Source organism: Erythrobacter sp. QSSC1-22B (assembly GCF_001678665.1).
Lineage (GTDB): Bacteria > Pseudomonadota > Alphaproteobacteria > Sphingomonadales > Sphingomonadaceae > Qipengyuania.
This window is the reverse complement of record NZ_LZRP01000005.1, coordinates 213,674-232,474: the sequence shown is the minus strand read 5'-3', so window position 1 is coordinate 232,474 and position 18,801 is coordinate 213,674. Positions and strand designations below refer to the sequence as shown.

Below are 18,801 nucleotides of genomic sequence, written 5' to 3'. Positions count from 1 at the left end.
CTCAAGCACAATTGCATGGCGTTTCCGCTTCGAGTGCCTAGGTAGGGCGGCAGATTACCAGAAGGATCGACTATGAAATTCGCGGGCCGGGTCTGGCGCTTGCTGGTGGGATTGAAGGACGGGCTGGTGCTCGTCTTCATGCTGCTGTTCTTCACCGCGCTGTTCGCGGTGCTGACCGCGCGACCCAGCCCGGCGGAAGTGCGCGATGGCGCGCTGGTGCTCGCGCTCGATGGGCTGATCGTGGAGGAGCGGACCGAGATCGATCCCTTCACCGCGCTGCTGTCCCAGACCGCGCCCGTGCGCGAATTCGAAGCGCGCGAGCTGGTCCGCGCGCTCGATGCGGCGGCGGGCGACGACCGGATCCAGGCGGTTGTTCTCGATCTCGATTCCTTCATCGGAGGCGGACAGGTCCATCTGCAGACAGTCGGCGAGGCACTCGATCGCGTGCGCGCTGCGGACAAGCCGGTGCTCGCCTTCGCCACCGCCTTTGCCGACGACGGCATCTTGCTTGCAAGCCACGCCAGCGAGATCTGGCTCGACCCGCTGGGCGGCGCCATCGTGACCGGCCCCGGCGGCGGGCAGCTGTATTTCGGTGAATTGCTCGAGAAGCTGAAGGTCAATGCCCGCGTCTACCGGGTCGGCACCTACAAGAGCGCGGTCGAGCCCTATCTGCGCGATTCCATGTCCGAGCCCGCGCGCGAAAATTACGCCGCGCTGTACGGCGCGCTGTGGGAGGAATGGCAGGCACAGGTAAAGAAGGCGCGCCCGCAGGCGGATATCGCGCGGGTCACCGGCGATCCGGTCGCCTGGATCGAAGCCTCGGGCGGCGATCTGGCAGAGGCGGCTTTGTCGGCCGGTTTGGTCGACAAGCTCGGCAGCAGGCAGGAGTTCGAAGCGAGGCTGGTGGAACTGGTCGGCGAGGACGAATGGAGCAGCGAACTCAACGCCTATTCCCAGACCGAACTCGGCCCCTGGCTTCAGGCCAATGAGATCAGCGAGACCGGGTCCGCGATCGGGGTGATCACCATCGCCGGACAGATCGTCGACGGTGATGCGGGCCCCGGCACTGCAGGTGGCAAACGCATTGCAGATCTGCTCGATGAGGCGCTTGAGGACGATCTGGCTGCGCTGGTGGTGCGGGTCGATTCGCCGGGCGGTTCGGTGCTTGCCAGCGAGGAAATCCATCGCGCGATCCTGCGGCACAAGGCCCGCGATATCCCGATCGCGGTCTCGATGGGCAATGTCGCCGCGAGCGGCGGCTACTGGGTGGCGACACCGGCAGATCGCATCTTCGCCGAGCCCGAGACCATAACCGGCTCGATTGGCATTTTCGCCGTGATCCCGACTTTCGAAGGTCTGGCGAACGAGATCGGCGTGAGCGTGGACGGGGTTCGGACAACGCCGCTGTCGGGTCAGCCCGATCTAGTTGGCGGGTTCACCCCCGAGGTCGATGCGATCCTCCAGGCCTCGGTCACCGATGGCTATGCCGATTTCATCGGCAGGGTTGCCGCAGCGCGCAATCTCACCACTGATCAGGTCGACCGGATTGGCCAGGGGCGGGTCTGGGATGGCGGCACGGCACGCCAGATCGGGCTGGTCGATCAATATGGCGGGCTCGACACCGCGATCTCTTGGGCCGCGGCGCAGGCCGGGTTGGAAGACGGCGATTGGCATGCCGCCTATCTCGGCAGCACACCCAGCACTTACGACACGCTGCTGCGTCAGTGGCTGGTCGGCGATGGCGAAAGCTCGCGGGCCGATGTCGCAACGCTGTTTTCCCGCCAGCAGGAAGCGCTGGGAGGCCAACTCGTTGGCGATCTCGAGCGGTTGCTGACCACGCGCGGCGCGCAGGCCTATTGCCTCGAATGCCCGCCGGCCCCGCAATCGGATACGGTCGGGGGCCGCAAGCTGTCGGGCTGGCTGGCGAAACTGGTAGCGCTGTTCGCGAGCTGATCCTGGCGGCGGGCGCTTGCCAAGCGCGCCCGGTCCAAGTAAAGGCGCGCCCCTGCCCGAACCGGCGGCCTGATGGCCCCGGCAGGCCCGGGCGGGCGCGTAGCTCAGTGGTAGAGCACACCCTTCACACGGGTGGGGTCGCAGGTTCAATCCCTGCCGCGCCCACCATCTCCCCCGCATCTCGAACTCGCATCTCGAACTCGCAGCATCATCCCGTGTGTCATGAACACGTTGGATTGATCTGCCAGTTCATACTGCCTCGAATTCGCAGTAGCGAACGATAGCTGCTACTGATTATCAATCTTAAGTAATTGATTTTACTTGATTTTTAGGATCGCCTGCGCTAATCCAACTTTCAACAGCCGAGACCGCCAAATCAGGAGACCATCCATGCATTGTGAAAACTGCAAATTTTATCAGACCATGAGCAGCGAATGCCGCCGCTACGCCCCGTCCCCCGCCGAGGGTGACAAGAAGGCGCATTGGCCCAATGTCGCGCAGGATGATTGGTGCGGTGAATTCGTCGCTGCTGACGCCCAGCGCAAGGTCGCGTAACGACCAGGGTTCCGTCCGGCTGAAGCCGGCGCACGAATCGCAGATCGAGAAGCCGGGTGGCCCGACATGGGTTCACCCGGCTTTTTTGCATTAGGGCTTGCATTGCGCGCTACTGCAAGTCATTCTCATTTCCAGCAGGAGATGAGTTTCAGCTATGCTCGATTTGTTTCGCCTCGCCGGGCCCGCCCCAATGCAGCCCGCCAATGATGTCGTCGATCTGCCCCCGCGCGCAGCCGGGCACCAGATCCGCTGGTCGGTCGAGCGGGTGATGCAATTGCTGTGCCGGGCCGGCCGCCGGCCGCTCGAGATAAGCGCGCCCTGTTCGATCAAGCGGACTTCGCAGGAGCGGCTGCTCGATTCGATGATGCAGGCGATCGCGCGCGGCGAGGAAACCGAAGCGCTCGGTTTTGCCGAGTGGCTGGTCGCCAAGCGCGAAGCGCCGCGGCTGGTGCGCTGGTCGCAGCCGATCGCCCGGCATTGGGCGCAGGCGGCATAACTCCTGCCGGGGTTCGCCCGGACCCGGTTCCGTCTGACTGCCGCCGGATGTATGCACAGCGGTCTCTGTAGATAGCGCAAACAGCAAAAGGCGCCGGAGTTTCCTCCGACGCCTCGTCTATCTTGAACCGCGTAGGGTCTGCCGTTCAGATCGTCGGTTTGGACGTTCCGGACTTGCCGGCTGCGTTCTTTTCCGAGAGCTTCTTCGCGGCATAACCGCCAGCTGCGATCGCGGCCATGGCAGGCAGGCTGATCCGGCGCAGCACAGCTGTGCCGACCACGCCCAGCGCAGCACCTTGCGCGCCGCTCAGTCCGCCGGTCCGCTTGGCCAGCCTGTCACCCACGAATGCTCCGATAATCTTGCCGATCATAGTGTAATCTCCTTTGGCCAACCAACGGCTTGGCCCACAAGCCGTTCCGAAAAAGCAGGAGCCGGCGCGGTCATCGTCAGCCCGCATTCCTCTGGCCAAGCCCTCTGGCCAAGTGCCGGGCGAGCGGGCATAGGCGCGGACCATGCACGACCTTGCCTTTATCCGCTCGCATCCGGGTGAATTCGACGCCGGCCTGCAGCGCCGCGGCGCCGAGCCTACCTCCGATCGCATCCTGACGCTCGACGCCCGCCGTCGCGAAGTCGCCACAAGGCTGCAGGAGGCCCAGGGCCGCCGCAACGAGGCGTCCAAGGCCATTGGCCAGGCGATGGGCAAGGGCGACAAGGACACCGCCGAGAGCCTCAAGGCCGAGGTCGCCCAGATAAAGCAGACGATGCCCGCACTCGAAGAGGAAGACCGGACCCTCGGGGCCCAGCTCCACGATCTCCTCGCCGCGCTCCCCAATCTCCCCGCCGAGGATGTGCCCGAGGGTGCCGACGAGGCCGCCAATGTCGAGCTGTCGCGCTGGGGCACCCCGCGCGAGTTTGCTTTCACCCCTCAGGAACACGCCGATCTCGGCCCGCCGCTGGGGCTCGACTTCGAGACCGGCGCAGCGCTCTCGGGAGCGCGCTTCACCTTCCTGCGTGGACATATGGCCCGGCTGCATCGCGCGCTGGGCCAGTTCATGCTCGACCGCCAGACCGGCGAGAACGGCTACACCGAATGCGCGCCGCCGCTGCTGGTGCGCGAGGAAGCTCTGTTCGGCACCGGCCAATTGCCCAAATTCGCCGAGGACAATTTCCAGACCACCGATGGCCGCTGGCTCATCCCCACCGCCGAGGTCAGCCTGACCAATGCGGTGCGCGAACAGATCCTCGAGGATGCCGCACTGCCGCTCAGGATGACCGCGCTCACCCAATGCTTCCGCTCCGAAGCGGGCGCCGCGGGGCGCGACACGCGCGGGTTCATCCGCCAGCACCAGTTCGAAAAGGTCGAACTGGTCAGCGTGACCCGCCCCGAGGACAGCGAGGCCGAGCACGAGCGGATGACGCAGGCTGCCGAGGGCGTGCTGCAGGCGCTCGAACTGCCTTACCGCAAGATGCTGCTGTGCACCGGCGACATGGGCTTCACCGCGCGGCGGACCTACGATCTCGAGGTCTGGCTGCCGGGCCAGAGCGCATATCGCGAAATCAGCTCGTGCTCGAACTGCGGCGATTTCCAGGCGCGACGGATGGCTGCCCGCTATCGGCCCGAAGGCGAGAAGAAGACCGCCTTCGTCCACACGCTCAACGGCTCGGGCCTCGCGGTCGGGCGCACGCTCGTCGCGGTGCTGGAGAATTACCAGCAGGCCGACGGCAGCGTTGCTGTGCCCGACGTCCTCGCCTCCTATATGGGCGGCGTCACAAAGCTGGAGCCGCAGGCATGAAAATCCTCCTCACCAATGACGACGGCGTCCACGCCCCCGGGCTCGAGGTTCTCGAAGCCATCGCCCGCGAATTCACCGACGACATCTGGATCTGCGCCCCCGACGAGGAGCAGTCAGGGATGGGCCATGCGCTCACCCTCACCCGGCCGGTGCGGCTGCGCCAGCATGGCGAGCGGCGCTTCTCGGTCACTGGCACACCCACCGATTCGGTCACGCTGGGTCTGCGCAAGGTGATGGAGGGCGCGCCCGATGTCATTCTCTCAGGCGTCAACCGAGGCGCCAATCTCGGCGACGATGTTACCTATTCGGGCACCGTCTCGGCGGCGATCGAAGGGGCGCTGGCGGGCATCCGCTCGATCGCCTTCAGCCAGGTGACCAGCCGCAATGGCGAGGCCGGAACCGATACCTTCGACGCGGCGCGTGGCTGGGGCGCCAGGGTGCTGGGGCCACTGCTCGACACGCCGCTGCCCAAGCGCACTCTGGTCAACGTCAACTTCCCCGCGCTGCCCAGCGCCGAGGTCAAGGGCATCCGCGCGGTGCGACAGGGCTTCCACGATTACGCTCGCGGCACGGTGGTCGAGGGGCGCGATCCGCGGGGCTTCCAGTATTACTGGTTCGGGCTTGAGTCGATCGAACACACGCTCGACCATGGCACCGATTTGGAAGCGATCGACGATGGCTTTATCTCGGTCACCCCGCTCCAGCTCGATCTGACCCATCATTCCTCGCTGGGCGCGCTAGCCGAACGCTACGAGCCGTGAGAAACCCGGCCCGATGAGAGAAAAGAAGCAACTCGACACGCTCACATCCAGCGAGAGCAAGCGTATCTTCCGCGGCGCGCGTCACACGCCCTTGCGGCGCGCGGTCAAGATTCCCGTCTGGGGCGATCTGGGCATCCGGCTCGGGTTGGCGCTGTTCCTGATCTTCATCGTGGTGTTGATCCACTGGTGGGATCGCGAGGGCCTGGTCGACAATCTCGATGGCGAGGTCAGTTTCCTCGATGTCGTCTATTTCACCATGATCTCGATCACCACCACCGGCTTCGGAGATATCGCGCCGATCAGCGACCGCGCACGGCTGGTCGAGGCAGTGATCGTCACTCCGATCCGCTTTATGGTGTTCTTCATTTTCGTAGGCAGCGCCTACAATTTCATCATGAAACGCAGCTGGGAGAAATGGCGCATGGCTCGCATCCAGGAGCAGCTTTCGGACCACATCGTGGTGCTGGGCTATGGAATATCGGGATCGGAAGCGGTCGCCGAACTGATCGACCGCGGAACCGATCCCAATTGTATCGTGGTGATCGACCCGAACGAGGAGCGGCTTGCCGACGCCGAGGCGCTGGGCTGCAACATCATGGCCGCCGATGCGGCGCGTGACGAAACGCTCAAAGCCGTGCGGATCGATCAGGCGCAGAACGTGCTGATCTCGGCCGGACGCGACGATTCGACGATCCTGATCACGCTGACCGTTCGTGCGCTCGCGCCCAAGGTGCCGATCAGCGTGGTGGTGCGCGCAAACGACAACGAGTCGCTCGCGCTGCAGGCAGGTGCCACCAATGTGATCAACCCGGTGCGGTTTACCGGACTGCTGCTGGCCGGTTCGGCCAAGGGCGAGCATATCGCCGATTATCTCGCCGATCTCGCCTCGGTCTCGGGCCGGGTGCAGCTGGTCGAGCGGGAGATCACCGCGGAGGAAAACGGGATCGCGCTCGCCGATCTCAAGACCGGCGGGCGTGGCCTGCGCGTCTATCGCAACGGCGAAGCACTGGGGTTCTGGGAAGACGCCTGCCAAACGCTGCGGCAAGGTGACGTGCTGGTCGAAATCGTCCCCACACCCAACGGTACGACGCTGGGCGACGGTCGCCCTCAGCCGGGCGACTAGGCTTTCGCCGTCCGTCGCGCCGACCCCGACGCGGCTAGCGGAACAGCAGGAAAACCCCGCCCATAGCCGCCATGCCGGTCACGATATGGCCTGAATCGATCAGGAAATGGCTCAGCGTCTTGCGCAGATAGAGATAGTGGATCCCCAGCGCCGGGACCATTACCGTCACACCGAAACCGACCGCCATCATCATCGTGGCGCGGGCGCTGGCGCCGCTGCGCTCGATCCCGTGCCACAGCGTCGAGGCGATCAGCAGTTCGAACAGGAAGGTCAGCGCGAAGATCAGCGCCATATTGCCCGAGCGCACCGTTTCGTCGCTCAGCCGCGCGGATTTCTGCCAGACCTTGCCGAACAGCACTCCGTACCACAGCGCTCCGACCACGAAGAAGGCGAGTGCGCCAAGCACCACCGCCAGCCAGTTGAACTCACCCATCCTGTATCCCCTGCCGCGCATGACGCACGATGCGCGCGACGCTAGCGCATTTGCGCTGACGGGTGTAGGGGCGCGCGCAATCATGAACACCGCCACCACCATCCTTCCCGACCAGAAGAAGATCGGCATGGTCAGCCTGGGTTGCCCCAAGGCGCTGGTCGATTCCGAACGCATCCTCACCCGGCTGCGCGCCGATGGCTATGCCATGAGCCCCGATTACGCCGGCGCCGATGTGGTGCTGGTCAACACCTGCGGCTTTCTCGACAGCGCCAAGGAGGAAAGCCTGCAGGCCATCGGCGAGGCGATCGCCGAGAACGGTCGCGTGATCGTGACAGGTTGCATGGGCGAGGAGGCGGAGGCTATCCGTGCCGCGCATCCCGCGGTGCTGGCGATCACCGGCGCGCATCAATACGAGGCTGTGGTCGAGGCGGTTCACACCCATGCCCCGCCGAGCCAGGGGCCCTATGTCGACCTGATCCCCCAGCCCGACATCAAGCTGACCCCGCGGCACTATTCCTATCTGAAAATTTCCGAGGGCTGCAATCATTCCTGCGCCTTCTGCATCATCCCGCAATTGCGCGGCAAACTCGCCAGTCGGCGGATCGACGCGGTGCTGCGCGAAGCGGAGAAGCTGGTCGCGGCGGGGACGCTCGAGCTGCTGGTGATCAGTCAGGACACCTCGGCCTATGGCGTCGACACCCGCCACGATCCGCGCGAGTGGAAGGGCCGCGAAGTGCGCGCGCATATGACCGATCTGGCGCGCGAGCTGGGCGGTTTGCGCACTCCCGAAGGGCAAGTGCCCTGGGTGCGGCTGCATTATGTCTATCCCTACCCGCATGTCGACGCGGTGATCCCGCTGATGGCCGACGGGCTGCTCACGCCCTATCTCGACATCCCGTTCCAGCACGCCAGCCCCAAGGTGCTCAAGGCGATGCGCCGCCCCGCCAATGAGGCCAAGGTGCTCGAGAGGCTCAAGGCCTGGCGCGAAATCTGCCCCGATATCGCGATCCGCTCGTCCTTCGTGGTCGGCTTTCCCGGCGAGACCGAGGAAGATTTCCGCTATCTGCTCGACTGGCTGGAAGAGGCGCGGCTCGACCGGGTCGGCGGCTTCCGCTTCGAACAGGTCGAGGGCGCGCGCGCCAATGCGCTTCCCGACCATGTGCCCGAGGAGCTCAAGGAAGAGCGCTACGCCCGGCTGATGGAAGTGACGGAGCGGATCAGCACAGAATTGCTCGCCGCCAGGGTTGGCCGCCGCATCCCGGTGATCGTCGACGAGGTCGGCGAACCCGACGAGGATGGCGATATCGGTGCTACCGCCCGCAGCCAGGCCGATGCGCCGGAGATCGACGGCCAGGTCTATCTGCGCAATGTGCCCGCTACGCTGGTGCCCGGCGCGGTGATCGATGTCGATATCGAGGATGCCGACGCACACGATCTGTTCGGCGTTCCCGCCTGACCCGGCTATATTTCACGCCACGAGAAACCGTCACACTCGGGAGGCGTTGCCACCACGCATGCCCATAAAAATCGAAGCCAGTTTCGCCTTCACACTTGAACGGCCGACCGATGTCCTGCTCCAGTTTGAGGCGGCGGCGATCCCCGAGCAGGCGATCATCGAGCGCCACACGAGGATGAGCGACGCCGAACATTGCGCCTGGGTCCCGGCGCAGGACGATATCGGCGAACGCATCTGGGTCCGCGCCCAGGGCGATTTCGAGGTCGAATATACCGCGCTGGTTCGCCCGCAGCGCCAGTTGCCCGACATCGCAGGGCTCGCGCGGATGGAACCGCACCACATGCCCGGCGAGGCGGTGCAATACCTGTTCGATTCACGCTATTGCCAGGCGGACAAGTTCCAGCCCTTCGTCAATTCGGAGTTCGGCGGCACCGAGGGCGGCGCGCGCATCGCCGCGATCCGCGACTGGATCGCCGATCACTTCTCCTACGAGCCGGGTACGTCCGATTCGCGCACCACCGCGCTCGACAGCTTCGTCGAGCGGCGCGGAATCTGCCGCGACTATGCGCATGTGCTGGTCACGCTGGCCCGCGCGAGCACAATCCCGGCGCGCTTTGTCGCCTGCTACGCCCCCGGGGTCGAGCCGCCCGATTTCCACGCCATCGCCGAGGTGTTCCTCGACGATCCCGAGACGCCCGGCGGCGGGATGTGGCAGCTGGTCGATGCGACCAAGATGGCCGATCCCGCCGACACGGTGAAGATCGGCGTCGGCCGCGATGCCGCCGATGTCAGCTTCCTGACCAGCTTCGGACCCAACAATTTCCGCCGCAGCTCGGTGAACGTCACCAGGACCGACTAGGCCGCGCGGCGCGCTGGCATGCTCCCCGGCACGATGCTAGGCTGGGAAGCTTCACTAGGGAGGGACGACACCGCGATGATTTTCACTGCGGACAGGCTGCTGCTGTTCGGCGCGACGGGCGATCTCGCGCAGCGGATGCTCCTCCCCTCGCTCTGCGCGCTGCATTCGGACGGGTTGCTGGCCCCTGATCTCAAGATCGTCGGCACCGCGCGGACAGAGATGTCCGACGACGAGTACCGCGAATTCGCTCGCAAGGCGCTGGAGCAATACCTGCCCGCCCCGCGCCGTGGCGGGGTCGGCGAATTTCTCAAGCGGCTGGTCTACGAGGCGGTCGATGCGACCACGCTCGACGGCTACCAGCGGCTGGCCGATCAGGTCGGTAAGGATTGCCAGGGGCTGGCGATTTTCCTCTCCACCGCGCCCAGACTGTTCGAGCCGACTATCCGCGGGCTGGCGCATGCCGGGCTGACCGGAGAGCGTACGCGGATCGGGCTGGAAAAGCCTCTCGGCACCGATCTCGGCTCGAGCTGCGAGATCAACGACGCGGTCGCCCGCGAGTTCGGCGAAGACCGCATTTTCCGGATCGACCATTATCTGGGCAAGGAGACGGTGCAGAACCTGCTCGCCCTGCGCTTCGCCAACCTGCTGTTCGAGCCGGTGTGGAATTCCACCTATATCGACCATGTCCAGATTACCGTCGCCGAGACAGTTGGGCTCGAGGGCCGCGCAGGCTTCTACGACGAGACCGGCGCCCTGCGCGACATGGTCCAGAACCACATGCTCCAGCTGCTGGCGCTGGTGGCGATGGAACCGCCGACCAGCTTCGATGCCACCGCGGTGCGCGACGAGAAGGTCAAGGTTCTGCGCGCGCTGCGTCCCGTGGCGGAGGGCGAAACCGTCACCGGGCAATATCGCGCCGGTGCGTCCGCGGGCGCGGCGGTCCCGGGCTATGACGAGGAGCTGGGCGAGGACAGCGCGACCGAGACCTTCGTCGCGATCAAGGCGCATGTCGACAATTGGCGCTGGAAGGGCGTGCCCTTCTACCTGCGGACCGGCAAGCGCCTGCCCGAGCGGGTGACCGAAATCATCGTCCAGTTCCGCAGTATCCCGCATTCGATCTTCGAGGCCAAAGGCGCCACCACCACGCCCAACCGGCTCGTCATCGGCATCCAGCCCGAGGAAAATATCCAGTTCTCACTGATGGCCAAGCTGCCCGGGCTCGACCGCGAGGGGCTGCGGTTGCGGCAGGTCCCGCTCGACGTGACCATGCCCGATGCCTTTTCCGACACGATCCGCCGGATCGCCTACGAACGGCTGCTGCTCGATCTGGTCGAGGGCGACCAGACGCTGTTCGTCCGCCGCGACGAGGTCGAAGCGCAATGGGAGTGGATCGATGCGATCCGCGCGCAATGGGGCGCGCAAGGGATCAAGCCCCGGCCCTACACCGCCGGAAGCTGGGGGCCGAGCGCCGCGATCGCCCTGATCGAACGTGACGGAGCAAGCTGGCATGACGAGTAAACCTCTCCACGACACGATCCACCGCGTCACCCAGCGCGTCATCGCCAATTCGCGCGCCGGGCGCGCGCGCTATCTGGAACTGATGGAGCGCGAGCGCGAGCGCAGGCCCGAACGCTCGCAGGTTTCCTGCTCTAATCTCGCGCATGCCTATGCCGGGGCCGACGAGGACCAGCAGGCGTTGCGCGCCTCGAGCGGGCCCAACCTCGCCATCGTCACCGCCTACAACGACATGCTTTCGGCGCATCAACCTTATTACCGCTATCCCGAGCGGATGAAGATCTGGGCGCGCGAGGTCGGAGCCACCGCGCAGGTCGCCGGCGGCACCCCGGCGATGTGCGACGGCGTGACGCAGGGCGAGGACGGGATGGAATTGTCGCTGTTCAGCCGCGACGTCATCGCGCTCTCGGCTTCGGTGGCGCTCAGCCACCAGATGTACGACGGCATGGCGCTGCTCGGCATCTGCGACAAGATCGTCCCGGGTCTGATGATCGGCGCCTTGCGCTTCGGCCATCTGCCCGCGATCTTCGTGCCCGCCGGGCCGATGCCCAGCGGCATCCCCAACAAGCAGAAGCAGGCGGTCCGCCAGCTCTATGCCGAAGGCAAAGCGGACCGCGCGCAATTGCTCGAAAGCGAGATGGCGAGCTATCATTCGCCGGGCACCTGCACCTTTTACGGCACCGCCAATTCCAACCAGATGATGATGGAGATGATGGGGGTGCATGTGCCGGGCGCCGCCTTCGTCCAGCCGGGCAAGAAGCTGCGGCAGGAGATAACCCGCGCCGCGGTCCACCGCCTCGCCGCGATCGGGATCGAGAGCGACGACTATCGTCCGTTGTCCCGCGTCATCGACGAAAAGGCGATCGTCAACGCCGCGATTGGCCTGCTCGCCACCGGCGGCTCGACCAATCACGCGATCCACATCCCGGCGATGGCGCGCGCGGCTGGCATCGCTTTCGACTGGGACGACCTCGCCGAACTCTCGAGCGCGGTTCCGCTGGTCGCCCGGGTCTATCCCAACGGCTCAGGGGATGTGAACCATTTCCACGCCGCCGGCGGGATGGCCTATGTCATCGGCACGCTGCTCGACGAGGGGCTCGCGCATGGCGATCTGCTTACCGTGTGGGATGGCGGGGTGCCAGCCTATGCCCGCGAACCCTACGAACGCGATGAGGCGCTCGACTGGCGCGATCCGGGACCGAGCGGCGACACCGAGATGCTCCGCCCCGCCAGCGAGCCGTTCCAGCCCGATGGCGGGATGCGGCTGTTGCAGGGCAACCTCGGGCGCGCCTGTTTCAAGTCCTCATCGGTAGAGCGCGAACGCTGGACGGTGGAAGCGCCGTGCCGCGTATTCTCCACCCAGCACGCTGTGGCCGAAGCTTTTGCGCAAGGCGAGCTCGACCGCGATGTCGTCGTCGTCGTCCGCTTCCAGGGCCCGCGCGCCAACGGCATGCCCGAACTGCACAAGCTCACCCCCGCGCTCGGGGTGCTCCAGGATCGCGGCTATCGCGTCGCTTTGCTTACCGACGGGCGCATGTCGGGTGCCAGCGGCAAGGTACCGGCGGCTATCCATTGCAGCCCCGAAGCGCGTGGCGGCGGCCCGCTGGCCTTGCTGCGCGACGGCGATGTGATCCGGGTCTGCGCCGCGACTGGCGAACTCTCGACCAGCGCCGATCTCGCTTCGCGCGAGCCCTCTCCCGATCCGCAACCCGAACAGGGTGTGGGCCGCGAGCTCTTCGCCATGTTCCGCGCGCATGCCGACGAGGCCGAGCGCGGCGGCTCCTCGATGCTGGCGCTGGCGGGGCTGTGAGGGCCCTCGCGGCGCAGGCTGACTGATCGCAACCGGAGGCAATTTGATGACCGAACTCGTCGCCGTCGATGTCGGCGGAACCCATGCGCGGTTCGTGATCGCCAGCGTAGCTGCAGACGGCAGCCTGACGCTGGGCGAGCCGGAGACGCTGCACACCCGCGATCATGCCAGCTTCCAGACCGCGTGGGAGGATTTCCGGCTTCGTCAGGGCGGATCCCTGCCCCCGCGTGTGGCGCTGTCGGTCGCTGGGCCGGTAGGCGGCGAGGTGATCCGCTTTACGAACAACCCATGGATCATTCGCCCCTCGCTGATGCAGTCCAAGCTGGGGGTCGATAAGTTCACGATCGTCAATGATTTCGCCGCGGTCGCCCATGCCGTGGCGCGCGCGGCCGAAGACCAGTTCGTGCATGTCACCGGACCCGACAGGCCCCTCGCCGCCGAAGGCACGATCAGCGTGCTGGGCCCCGGCACCGGCCTGGGAGTGGCGCATCTGTGGCGGTCCGGCAGCACCTATCGCGTGACCGCAACCGAGGGCGGACATGTCGATTTCGCCCCGCTCGACAGCATCGAGGACGCGATCCTCGCCCGCCTGCGCCGCTCGCACAACCGCGTCTCGATCGAGCGCGTCGTTTCGGGCCCGGCCATCGGTCCGATCCGCCAGACGCTCGCCGCGATGGAAGGGCGCGCGCTCACCGAAGAGGACGACGTCACGCTGTGGACGCGCGGGCTCGAGGACAAGGACAGCCTCGCCGCCACCGCCGTCGACCGCTTCTGCCTGTCGCTGGGCAGCGTGGCAGGCGATATCGCTCTGTCACAGGGCGGGTTTGGCGGGGTGGTGATCGCCGGGGGGCTGGGATACCGATTGCGCGACCACCTGCCCCGCTCCGGTTTTGCCGAACGCTTCCGCGCCAAGGGGCGGTTCGCCGAACTGATGGGCACCATCCCCGTCAAGCTGATCGTGCATCCGCAGCCCGGGCTGTTTGGTGCCGCTGCCGCCTTCGTCGCAGAACATGGAGTTGCCCAATGACCCCGATCGCCGCGATCATGCAAGCCGCCCCGGTGATCCCCGTCATCGTGGTGGACGAGCTCGAGCACGCCCGCCCGCTGGCCGAGGCGCTGGTGGCCGGCGGACTCACCGCACTTGAGGTCACCTTGCGCACCCCGGTGGCGCTCGACGCCATCCGCGCGATGCGCGAGGTCGAGGGCGCGGTGGTCGGTGCGGGCACGGTGACCGGCGAGCGCGGGCTGGCCGAGGCGCTCGAGGCGGGCGCGCAATTCATCGTCTCGCCCGGGCTCACCGAGCCACTGGCGAAAGCGGCGGCGCACGAGCGGGTGCCCTTCCTGCCGGGCATCGCCACTGCCGGCGACATCATGCGCGGGCTCGATCTCGGGCTGACCCATTTCAAATTCTTCCCCGCGGCTGCCGCGGGCGGCATCCCGGCCTTGAAAGCGCTCGCCGCACCCTTCGCGCAATGCCGCTTCTGCCCCACCGGCGGGATCGGCCCCGACGACGCCCGCGACTGGCTCGCGCTCGAAGCCGTGCTATGCGTCGGCGGCAGCTGGGTGGCACCGCGCGGACCGGTCAATTCCGACAACATCACCCGCCTTGCCCGCGAAGCCGCTGGACTGACACGATGAAAACCACAGCCGATCTCTCCGCCCGGCTCGCTGAGCTCCACGAACGGACCCGCGAGACCCCGCTGTTCAATCCAGTGTTCCAGCTCTCGCTCGACCTCTCGCGACAACTCGAATCGGGCGAGATGACGCTCGAAAACTGCGCAACTCTGGTCGCGGAGCTCGAATGCGTTTCGCTCAAGAGCCGCGCCGAACGGCTGCGCTCGCTGGTGGCGCCGGTTTCACGCGAGAAGAATCTCGCCACACTGACGGACGGCGAGGAAGACTTCGATCACTTCCGTGCGCGCTGGGAATCGCCCGCGCTGCACGCGGTCTTTACCGCGCACCCGACCTTCCTTCTGACCCCCGGCCAGACTGAAGCGATCGCCGATGCAGCAAGCGGCGAACGCAGTATCGACGAGAGCGCCTGCGCTGTCGCGGACGACCGTCCAATTATTACGCTCGACTATGAGCACGACCGTGCGATGGCAGCGATGGCGCGGGCCCAGGATGCGCGCGACACCATCGTCGGGAAGGTTCTGGACGATGCCGAGCAGCGCTGGCCCGGCCGGTGGCAATCGCTCAAGCCGCTGCCGTTTCGCTTCGCGTCCTGGGTAGGCTACGACATGGACGGGCGCACCGATATCAAATGGTATCACTCGATCGGCTTTCGCCTCTCGGAAAAAGCGCAGCGGCTCGAACGATATGCCGAAACTCTGGCGAGCTTCGCACCCGGCCACGCACTGCTCGAACGCTTGCGCCGGGCTGCTGCCCATGCTGCGGAACACGCACGCGATTTCAGGAGCGACCTCGCCGATCCCGAGGCGCTTTCCTCCGCCGCCAACCGCCTGACCGCCGAGCATCCCGACAAGCTCACCAGCCTCGCCGCCATCATCGACGCTCTCGAGAGCGAGGCAGCTGGCGCAGACCGCGAAGCCGCGATTCCCCGCAAAATGCTGGCAGCGGCAATGCGCGCCGACGGGCTCGGGATGGGCTGGGTCCATTTCCGCGTCAACGCCAGCCAGCTGCACAATGCGATCCGCCGCCGGATCGATCCCGACAATACGCTCGACATCGCCAGCAAGGGCGCGATGGCGGTGCTGCGCGACATGCTCGAACAGGTCGAACCGCTGCGGACCAATTTCGCAGCGCTGGCGATCGAGAGCAGCACCGCGATCCGCCAGTTCCTGGTGATGGCGCAGATCATCCAGCATCTCGATGCCGACGCGCCGATCCGGATGCTGGTGGCCGAATGCGAACAGCCCTCGACCGTGCTCGCCGCGCTCTATTTCGCCAAACTGTTCGGAATCGCCGACAAGGTCGATGTCTCGCCCTTGTTCGAGACCGAGAGCGCGCTCGAACACGGCGGTCGCTTCCTCGACTCGCTCTGCGCCGAACCGGCCTATCAGGCCTATGCGCGCCAGCGCGGACGGGTCTGCATCCAGACCGGCTATTCCGATGCCGGCCGCTTTGTCGGCCAGATCCCCGCCAGCCTCGCGATCGAGCGGCTGCAGGGCCGGATGGCGGATGCGATGGCAGCCAACGGCCTGACCGATGTTGCGGCGCTGATCTTCAACACCCATGGCGAAGGCATGGGCCGCGGCGCGCACCCCGGCGGGTTCGCCGACCGCCTCGCCTGGCCGCTCAGCCCCTGGGCGCGACGCCGCTTCGCCCGCGCCGGGATAGCGATGGAACCGGAGGCGAGCTTTCAGGGCGGCGACGGCTATCTGTTTTTCGCCACTCCCGAACTGGCGTTGGCCACGCTGTCGCGGATCGCGCAATTAGGGCCCGGCCATGCCAATCCCGATGTCGAACCCGATCCCTTCTATCGCCGCACCGATCTGAGTCTCGATTTCTACCGCGCGGTCCGCAGCGACCAGCGCGACCATCTCGAGAGCCGCACCTACGCGCGCGCGGTCACTGCGTTCGGGCTCGGACTGCTCAACACGACCGGCAGCCGGGTGTCGCGGCGGCAGGGCGATCTGTCGAACGATCGCGAGATGAGCCTGCGCCAGATCCGCGCGATCCCGCACAATGCGATCCTCCAGCAGCTTGGTTATCCGGTGAACATCATCTCCGGAATCGGCAGCGCCGCAGATGGCAATTACGAGGATATCGCCGCGCTGCTGCAGGAGAGCGAGCGCGGGCGGCAGATCATGCGGCTGGTGCGCGCCTCCAACGCGCTCGCCAGCATCAAGACGGTGGCCGCCTATGGCGAGCTGTTCAACTCAGCCTATTGGGCGAGCCGCCCCTATCGCGGGACCGAACAGCATCTTGCGCCCGCCTGCGAGACGCTGGCCGAATACCTCACCGGAGACGATCGCAACGGCGTGTTCCGGCGCCTGACCTCGCGGTTGCGCGTCGATGCGCTCAAGCTGCATCGCCTGTTCGCCTTCCTGCCCGACGAAGCCCCGCTCGAGGGCCGTGAGGAAATCCGCCGCACCATCGGCGCGCTGCAGGCGCTGCGGCTGGCGCTGCTCAAGCACATGTTCCTCAAGGCGGTGTCGATTCCTTCCTTCAGCCGCGCCAACGACATCGATCGCGACGATGTCCTTGAAATGGTCTTCACGCTGCGGATTGACGAAGCGCTGGCGCAGATGCGCCGCGCCTATCCCACCAGCTTCCCTCAGCTGACCGATTTCTCGATCGAAGACCCGAGCGATTACCCCGACGGCGCGGGCGAGGGGTACGCGCAGATCGGGCGCGACTATATCGATCCGATCGAGCGTGCCCAGGCGCTCAACCTGCGGATCGGTACCGCCATCGCCAATCTGTTCGGCGCGCATGGCTAGCGGTTAATCCCTGCCGCCCGAGCGGTCCCCTTGTGGGACGCGCGGTGGCCTGTGCTGGATTTTAACCGCAAGATCGCTATTTCGTGGATCCATGGACGCGACATTCAAATGGATCGGCGGAACGACGCTTGCAGTTTTACTGGCCCTTGGCGCGCTGGCTGTCGGCGGCGGGCTGATGGCCGAAAGCGCCACTGCGGACGATTCCATCGCCGTCGTCGCCAATGAGCAGCCGCGGATCGACCCGCGACCCGCGATCGACGCAAAGATTGCGGCGGATGCCGAACGCCGCGCCGCCGAGCGTTTCACTATCAAGCGCGTCCTGCCCATCGACGGGCCGATGAAATACGGCGAATGGCACTGGGACGCCGAGGGGGCGCCGCAGGATGGCAAGCTGGTGGTTACGGTCGATCTCGAGGCGCGAGTGATTTCGGTGTTTCGCGATGGCTACGAGATCGGCGCGGCGGTGGCCATGCTGGGGGCCGACTCTCACCCTACTCCCGTCGGGAACTTCCCGATCCTCACCAAGGAGCGCCACAACGTCTCGGAGAAATACGGCAATGCGCCGATGCCCTGGACGCTGCGGCTAACCTGGGACGGGATCGCCATCCACGGCGGCAATGTCGTCGAGAACGGATATGCCAGCCATGGCTGTATCGCAGTACCCGATCCCTTTGCCGACAAATTGTTCGACGCTGCGAGCAAGGGTGATCTGGTGGTGATCACCCGAGGCCAGCGGATCGGAATGGGCGACAGCCTGCTTTAATCCTGACGACGGGGCGGTTCGGGCCGGAACGTCCAGCAGGCGATGCCATTCTCGTTTGATGGCACGCCAAGAACCCCCGCCAGCGATGCATTCGCCCCGGAACCCAGCCGGGCCACGAGCCGCGCGATCTCCGAGCGCGGCGGCGCGAAACCCATTTCAGCAAAAATGCGCCCGACCACTTCGACCCGGATGTAGTCGGTCCGGGACACTGTGAAATGAAAACAACCGTTCTCGCGCGTCACCTGTCTTGAATAACTCTCCGCGACCAGTTCTTCGAGCGTTGCCTCCGCCTCTCCGAGCAGCGCCGCGCTGCGCGCCAGCGCCAGCGGATCGATCCAGTCTGCTGCCGCCAGCGCCTCCCTGACCCGGACCCGGTCGAACCGGGTGTCGCGATTGGAAGGGTCCGCGACGGGTTCAAGACCCGCCCCCCGCACCAGTGCTTCCAACTCGGCTTTGCGCCAGCCAAGCAGCGGTCGCAACAAGCGACCCTTGCCACCAGGGACTATCGCGCTGGATCGTACTCCGGCCAGCCCGGGCAGGCCGCTCCCGCGATTTAGCCGCATCAGCAGCGTCTCGGCCTGATCGTCGGCGTGGTGCGCTGTCGCGACCGCAGAGAGACGGCGTTCGTCCGTCCAGCGGTCGAGCGCCTGATACCGCGCCTCGCGCGCCCTGCTCTGAAGATTGCCCGCCTCGACATCGACCCGGACGGTCCGATGCGGCACATCGAGAGTTCGGCATAGCTGCGCCACCCATTGCGCCTCAGCGGCACTTTCCGGGCGCAAGCCGTGATCGACCGTCGCAGCCTCGAGAATTTCGGGTCGTGCTGCATGGGCCAACAGCAGCAGCGCAACGCTATCAGGCCCGCCCGAGACGGCCAC

The 18,801-nt window shown here is 66.0% G+C and carries 17 protein-coding genes and 1 tRNA gene; 15 read left to right on the top strand and 3 right to left on the bottom strand.

Annotated features, from left to right (window positions below):
* Positions 1–72: 72 nt before the first annotated feature.
* From sppA to A9995_RS10155, 4 genes are all read left to right on the top strand, one after another.
* Positions 73–1,953 (top strand): signal peptide peptidase SppA, encoded by a 1,881-nt coding sequence (gene sppA, locus A9995_RS10165; RefSeq protein WP_067612404.1) that lies wholly within the window; start codon positions 73–75, stop codon positions 1,951–1,953.
* Between the two features lie 93 nt (positions 1,954–2,046).
* Positions 2,047–2,121 (top strand) — tRNA-Val (locus tag A9995_RS10160).
* 255 nt (positions 2,122–2,376) lie between these two features.
* Entirely contained in the window at positions 2,377–2,508 is a 132-nt protein-coding gene (locus tag A9995_RS17535; protein ID WP_255360154.1) for a hypothetical protein, read from the top strand.
* Positions 2,509–2,662: 154 nt separating this feature from the next.
* Complete coding sequence (locus tag A9995_RS10155) at positions 2,663–3,004, top strand: hypothetical protein (RefSeq protein WP_067612400.1); 342 nt, start codon at positions 2,663–2,665, stop codon at positions 3,002–3,004.
* Between the two features lie 145 nt (positions 3,005–3,149).
* Here the strand turns inward: A9995_RS10155 and A9995_RS10150 are convergent, their stop codons facing one another.
* A complete protein-coding gene (locus A9995_RS10150; protein WP_067612396.1) occupies positions 3,150–3,374 on the bottom strand; it encodes a hypothetical protein in 225 nt (74 codons plus the stop codon).
* A 142-nt stretch (positions 3,375–3,516) separates the two neighbouring features.
* On the opposite strand from A9995_RS10150, the gene serS reads away from it, so the two are divergent.
* The 3 genes from serS to A9995_RS10135 are packed head-to-tail and all read left to right on the top strand — an operon-like array spanning position 3,517 to position 6,681.
* Entirely contained in the window at positions 3,517–4,797 is a 1,281-nt protein-coding gene (gene serS, locus A9995_RS10145) for a serine--tRNA ligase (protein WP_067612394.1), read from the top strand.
* Positions 4,794–5,558, top strand: coding sequence for a 5'/3'-nucleotidase SurE (gene surE, locus A9995_RS10140; protein WP_067612390.1), 765 nt, complete (start codon positions 4,794–4,796; stop codon positions 5,556–5,558). Before serS ends, surE begins: the two co-directional genes overlap by 4 nt.
* 13 nt (positions 5,559–5,571) lie before the next feature.
* Positions 5,572–6,681 carry a TrkA family potassium uptake protein gene (locus tag A9995_RS10135; protein ID WP_082992627.1) on the top strand — a complete coding sequence of 370 codons (1,110 nt, stop codon included), beginning with the start codon at positions 5,572–5,574 and terminating at the stop codon, positions 6,679–6,681.
* Positions 6,682–6,715: 34 nt separating this feature from the next.
* On the opposite strand, the gene A9995_RS10130 is transcribed toward A9995_RS10135, so the two are convergent.
* Positions 6,716–7,114, bottom strand: coding sequence for a DUF1761 domain-containing protein (locus A9995_RS10130; protein WP_067612387.1), 399 nt, complete (start codon positions 7,112–7,114; stop codon positions 6,716–6,718).
* An 82-nt stretch (positions 7,115–7,196) separates the two neighbouring features.
* Here A9995_RS10130 and rimO point away from each other — a divergent pair, with 82 nt between their 5' ends.
* The 8 genes from rimO (at position 7,197) to A9995_RS10090 (ending at position 17,923) form a co-directional block, all read left to right on the top strand.
* The gene (rimO, locus tag A9995_RS10125; RefSeq protein ID WP_067612666.1) at positions 7,197–8,570 is read left to right on the top strand and encodes a 30S ribosomal protein S12 methylthiotransferase RimO; all 1,374 of its coding nucleotides are present in this window, start codon (positions 7,197–7,199) and stop codon (positions 8,568–8,570) included.
* Positions 8,571–8,628: 58 nt separating this feature from the next.
* Complete coding sequence (locus A9995_RS10120; RefSeq protein ID WP_067612382.1) at positions 8,629–9,429, top strand: transglutaminase family protein; 801 nt, start codon at positions 8,629–8,631, stop codon at positions 9,427–9,429.
* Positions 9,430–9,504: 75 nt separating this feature from the next.
* Positions 9,505–10,947, top strand: a complete 1,443-nt coding sequence (gene zwf / locus A9995_RS10115; RefSeq protein ID WP_067612380.1) for a glucose-6-phosphate dehydrogenase — start codon at positions 9,505–9,507, stop codon at positions 10,945–10,947.
* Complete coding sequence (gene edd / locus A9995_RS10110; protein ID WP_067612377.1) at positions 10,937–12,754, top strand: phosphogluconate dehydratase; 1,818 nt, start codon at positions 10,937–10,939, stop codon at positions 12,752–12,754. The genes zwf and edd overlap by 11 nt, the downstream gene beginning before the upstream one ends.
* A gap of 46 nt (positions 12,755–12,800) precedes the next feature.
* Entirely contained in the window at positions 12,801–13,781 is a 981-nt protein-coding gene (gene glk, locus A9995_RS10105) for a glucokinase (protein WP_067612374.1), read from the top strand.
* Positions 13,778–14,392: a bifunctional 4-hydroxy-2-oxoglutarate aldolase/2-dehydro-3-deoxy-phosphogluconate aldolase gene (eda, locus tag A9995_RS10100; RefSeq protein ID WP_067612372.1), complete on the top strand. Its 615-nt coding sequence runs from the start codon at positions 13,778–13,780 to the stop codon at positions 14,390–14,392. The genes glk and eda overlap by 4 nt, the downstream gene beginning before the upstream one ends.
* The gene (locus tag A9995_RS10095; protein ID WP_067612369.1) at positions 14,389–17,160 is read left to right on the top strand and encodes a phosphoenolpyruvate carboxylase; all 2,772 of its coding nucleotides are present in this window, start codon (positions 14,389–14,391) and stop codon (positions 17,158–17,160) included. Before eda ends, A9995_RS10095 begins: the two co-directional genes overlap by 4 nt.
* A 91-nt stretch (positions 17,161–17,251) precedes the next feature.
* Complete coding sequence (locus tag A9995_RS10090) at positions 17,252–17,923, top strand: L,D-transpeptidase family protein (RefSeq protein WP_067612364.1); 672 nt, start codon at positions 17,252–17,254, stop codon at positions 17,921–17,923.
* Here A9995_RS10090 and tilS read toward each other — a convergent pair.
* Positions 17,920–18,801 (bottom strand): tRNA lysidine(34) synthetase TilS, encoded by an 882-nt coding sequence (gene tilS / locus A9995_RS10085; protein WP_168157381.1) that lies wholly within the window; start codon positions 18,799–18,801, stop codon positions 17,920–17,922. The two genes, A9995_RS10090 and tilS, sit on opposite strands and share 4 nt — an antisense overlap.

What these genes read in the sequence shown, in the direction of transcription:
- sppA (WP_067612404.1), top strand. Translation starts at nt 73, where the DNA reads ATGAAATTCGCGGGCCGGGTCTGGCGCTTGCTGGTGGGATTGAAGGAC.
- A9995_RS17535 (WP_255360154.1), top strand. Translation starts at nt 2,377, where the DNA reads ATGAGCAGCGAATGCCGCCGCTACGCCCCGTCCCCCGCCGAGGGTGAC.
- A9995_RS10155 (WP_067612400.1), top strand. Translation starts at nt 2,663, where the DNA reads ATGCTCGATTTGTTTCGCCTCGCCGGGCCCGCCCCAATGCAGCCCGCC.
- A9995_RS10150 (WP_067612396.1), bottom strand. Translation starts at nt 3,374, where the DNA reads ATGATCGGCAAGATTATCGGAGCATTCGTGGGTGACAGGCTGGCCAAG.
- serS (WP_067612394.1), top strand. Translation starts at nt 3,517, where the DNA reads ATGCACGACCTTGCCTTTATCCGCTCGCATCCGGGTGAATTCGACGCC.
- surE (WP_067612390.1), top strand. Translation starts at nt 4,794, where the DNA reads ATGAAAATCCTCCTCACCAATGACGACGGCGTCCACGCCCCCGGGCTC.
- A9995_RS10135 (WP_082992627.1), top strand. Translation starts at nt 5,572, where the DNA reads ATGAGAGAAAAGAAGCAACTCGACACGCTCACATCCAGCGAGAGCAAG.
- A9995_RS10130 (WP_067612387.1), bottom strand. Translation starts at nt 7,114, where the DNA reads ATGGGTGAGTTCAACTGGCTGGCGGTGGTGCTTGGCGCACTCGCCTTC.
- rimO (WP_067612666.1), top strand. Translation starts at nt 7,197, where the DNA reads ATGAACACCGCCACCACCATCCTTCCCGACCAGAAGAAGATCGGCATG.
- A9995_RS10120 (WP_067612382.1), top strand. Translation starts at nt 8,629, where the DNA reads ATGCCCATAAAAATCGAAGCCAGTTTCGCCTTCACACTTGAACGGCCG.
- zwf (WP_067612380.1), top strand. Translation starts at nt 9,505, where the DNA reads ATGATTTTCACTGCGGACAGGCTGCTGCTGTTCGGCGCGACGGGCGAT.
- edd (WP_067612377.1), top strand. Translation starts at nt 10,937, where the DNA reads ATGACGAGTAAACCTCTCCACGACACGATCCACCGCGTCACCCAGCGC.
- glk (WP_067612374.1), top strand. Translation starts at nt 12,801, where the DNA reads ATGACCGAACTCGTCGCCGTCGATGTCGGCGGAACCCATGCGCGGTTC.
- eda (WP_067612372.1), top strand. Translation starts at nt 13,778, where the DNA reads ATGACCCCGATCGCCGCGATCATGCAAGCCGCCCCGGTGATCCCCGTC.
- A9995_RS10095 (WP_067612369.1), top strand. Translation starts at nt 14,389, where the DNA reads ATGAAAACCACAGCCGATCTCTCCGCCCGGCTCGCTGAGCTCCACGAA.
- A9995_RS10090 (WP_067612364.1), top strand. Translation starts at nt 17,252, where the DNA reads ATGGACGCGACATTCAAATGGATCGGCGGAACGACGCTTGCAGTTTTA.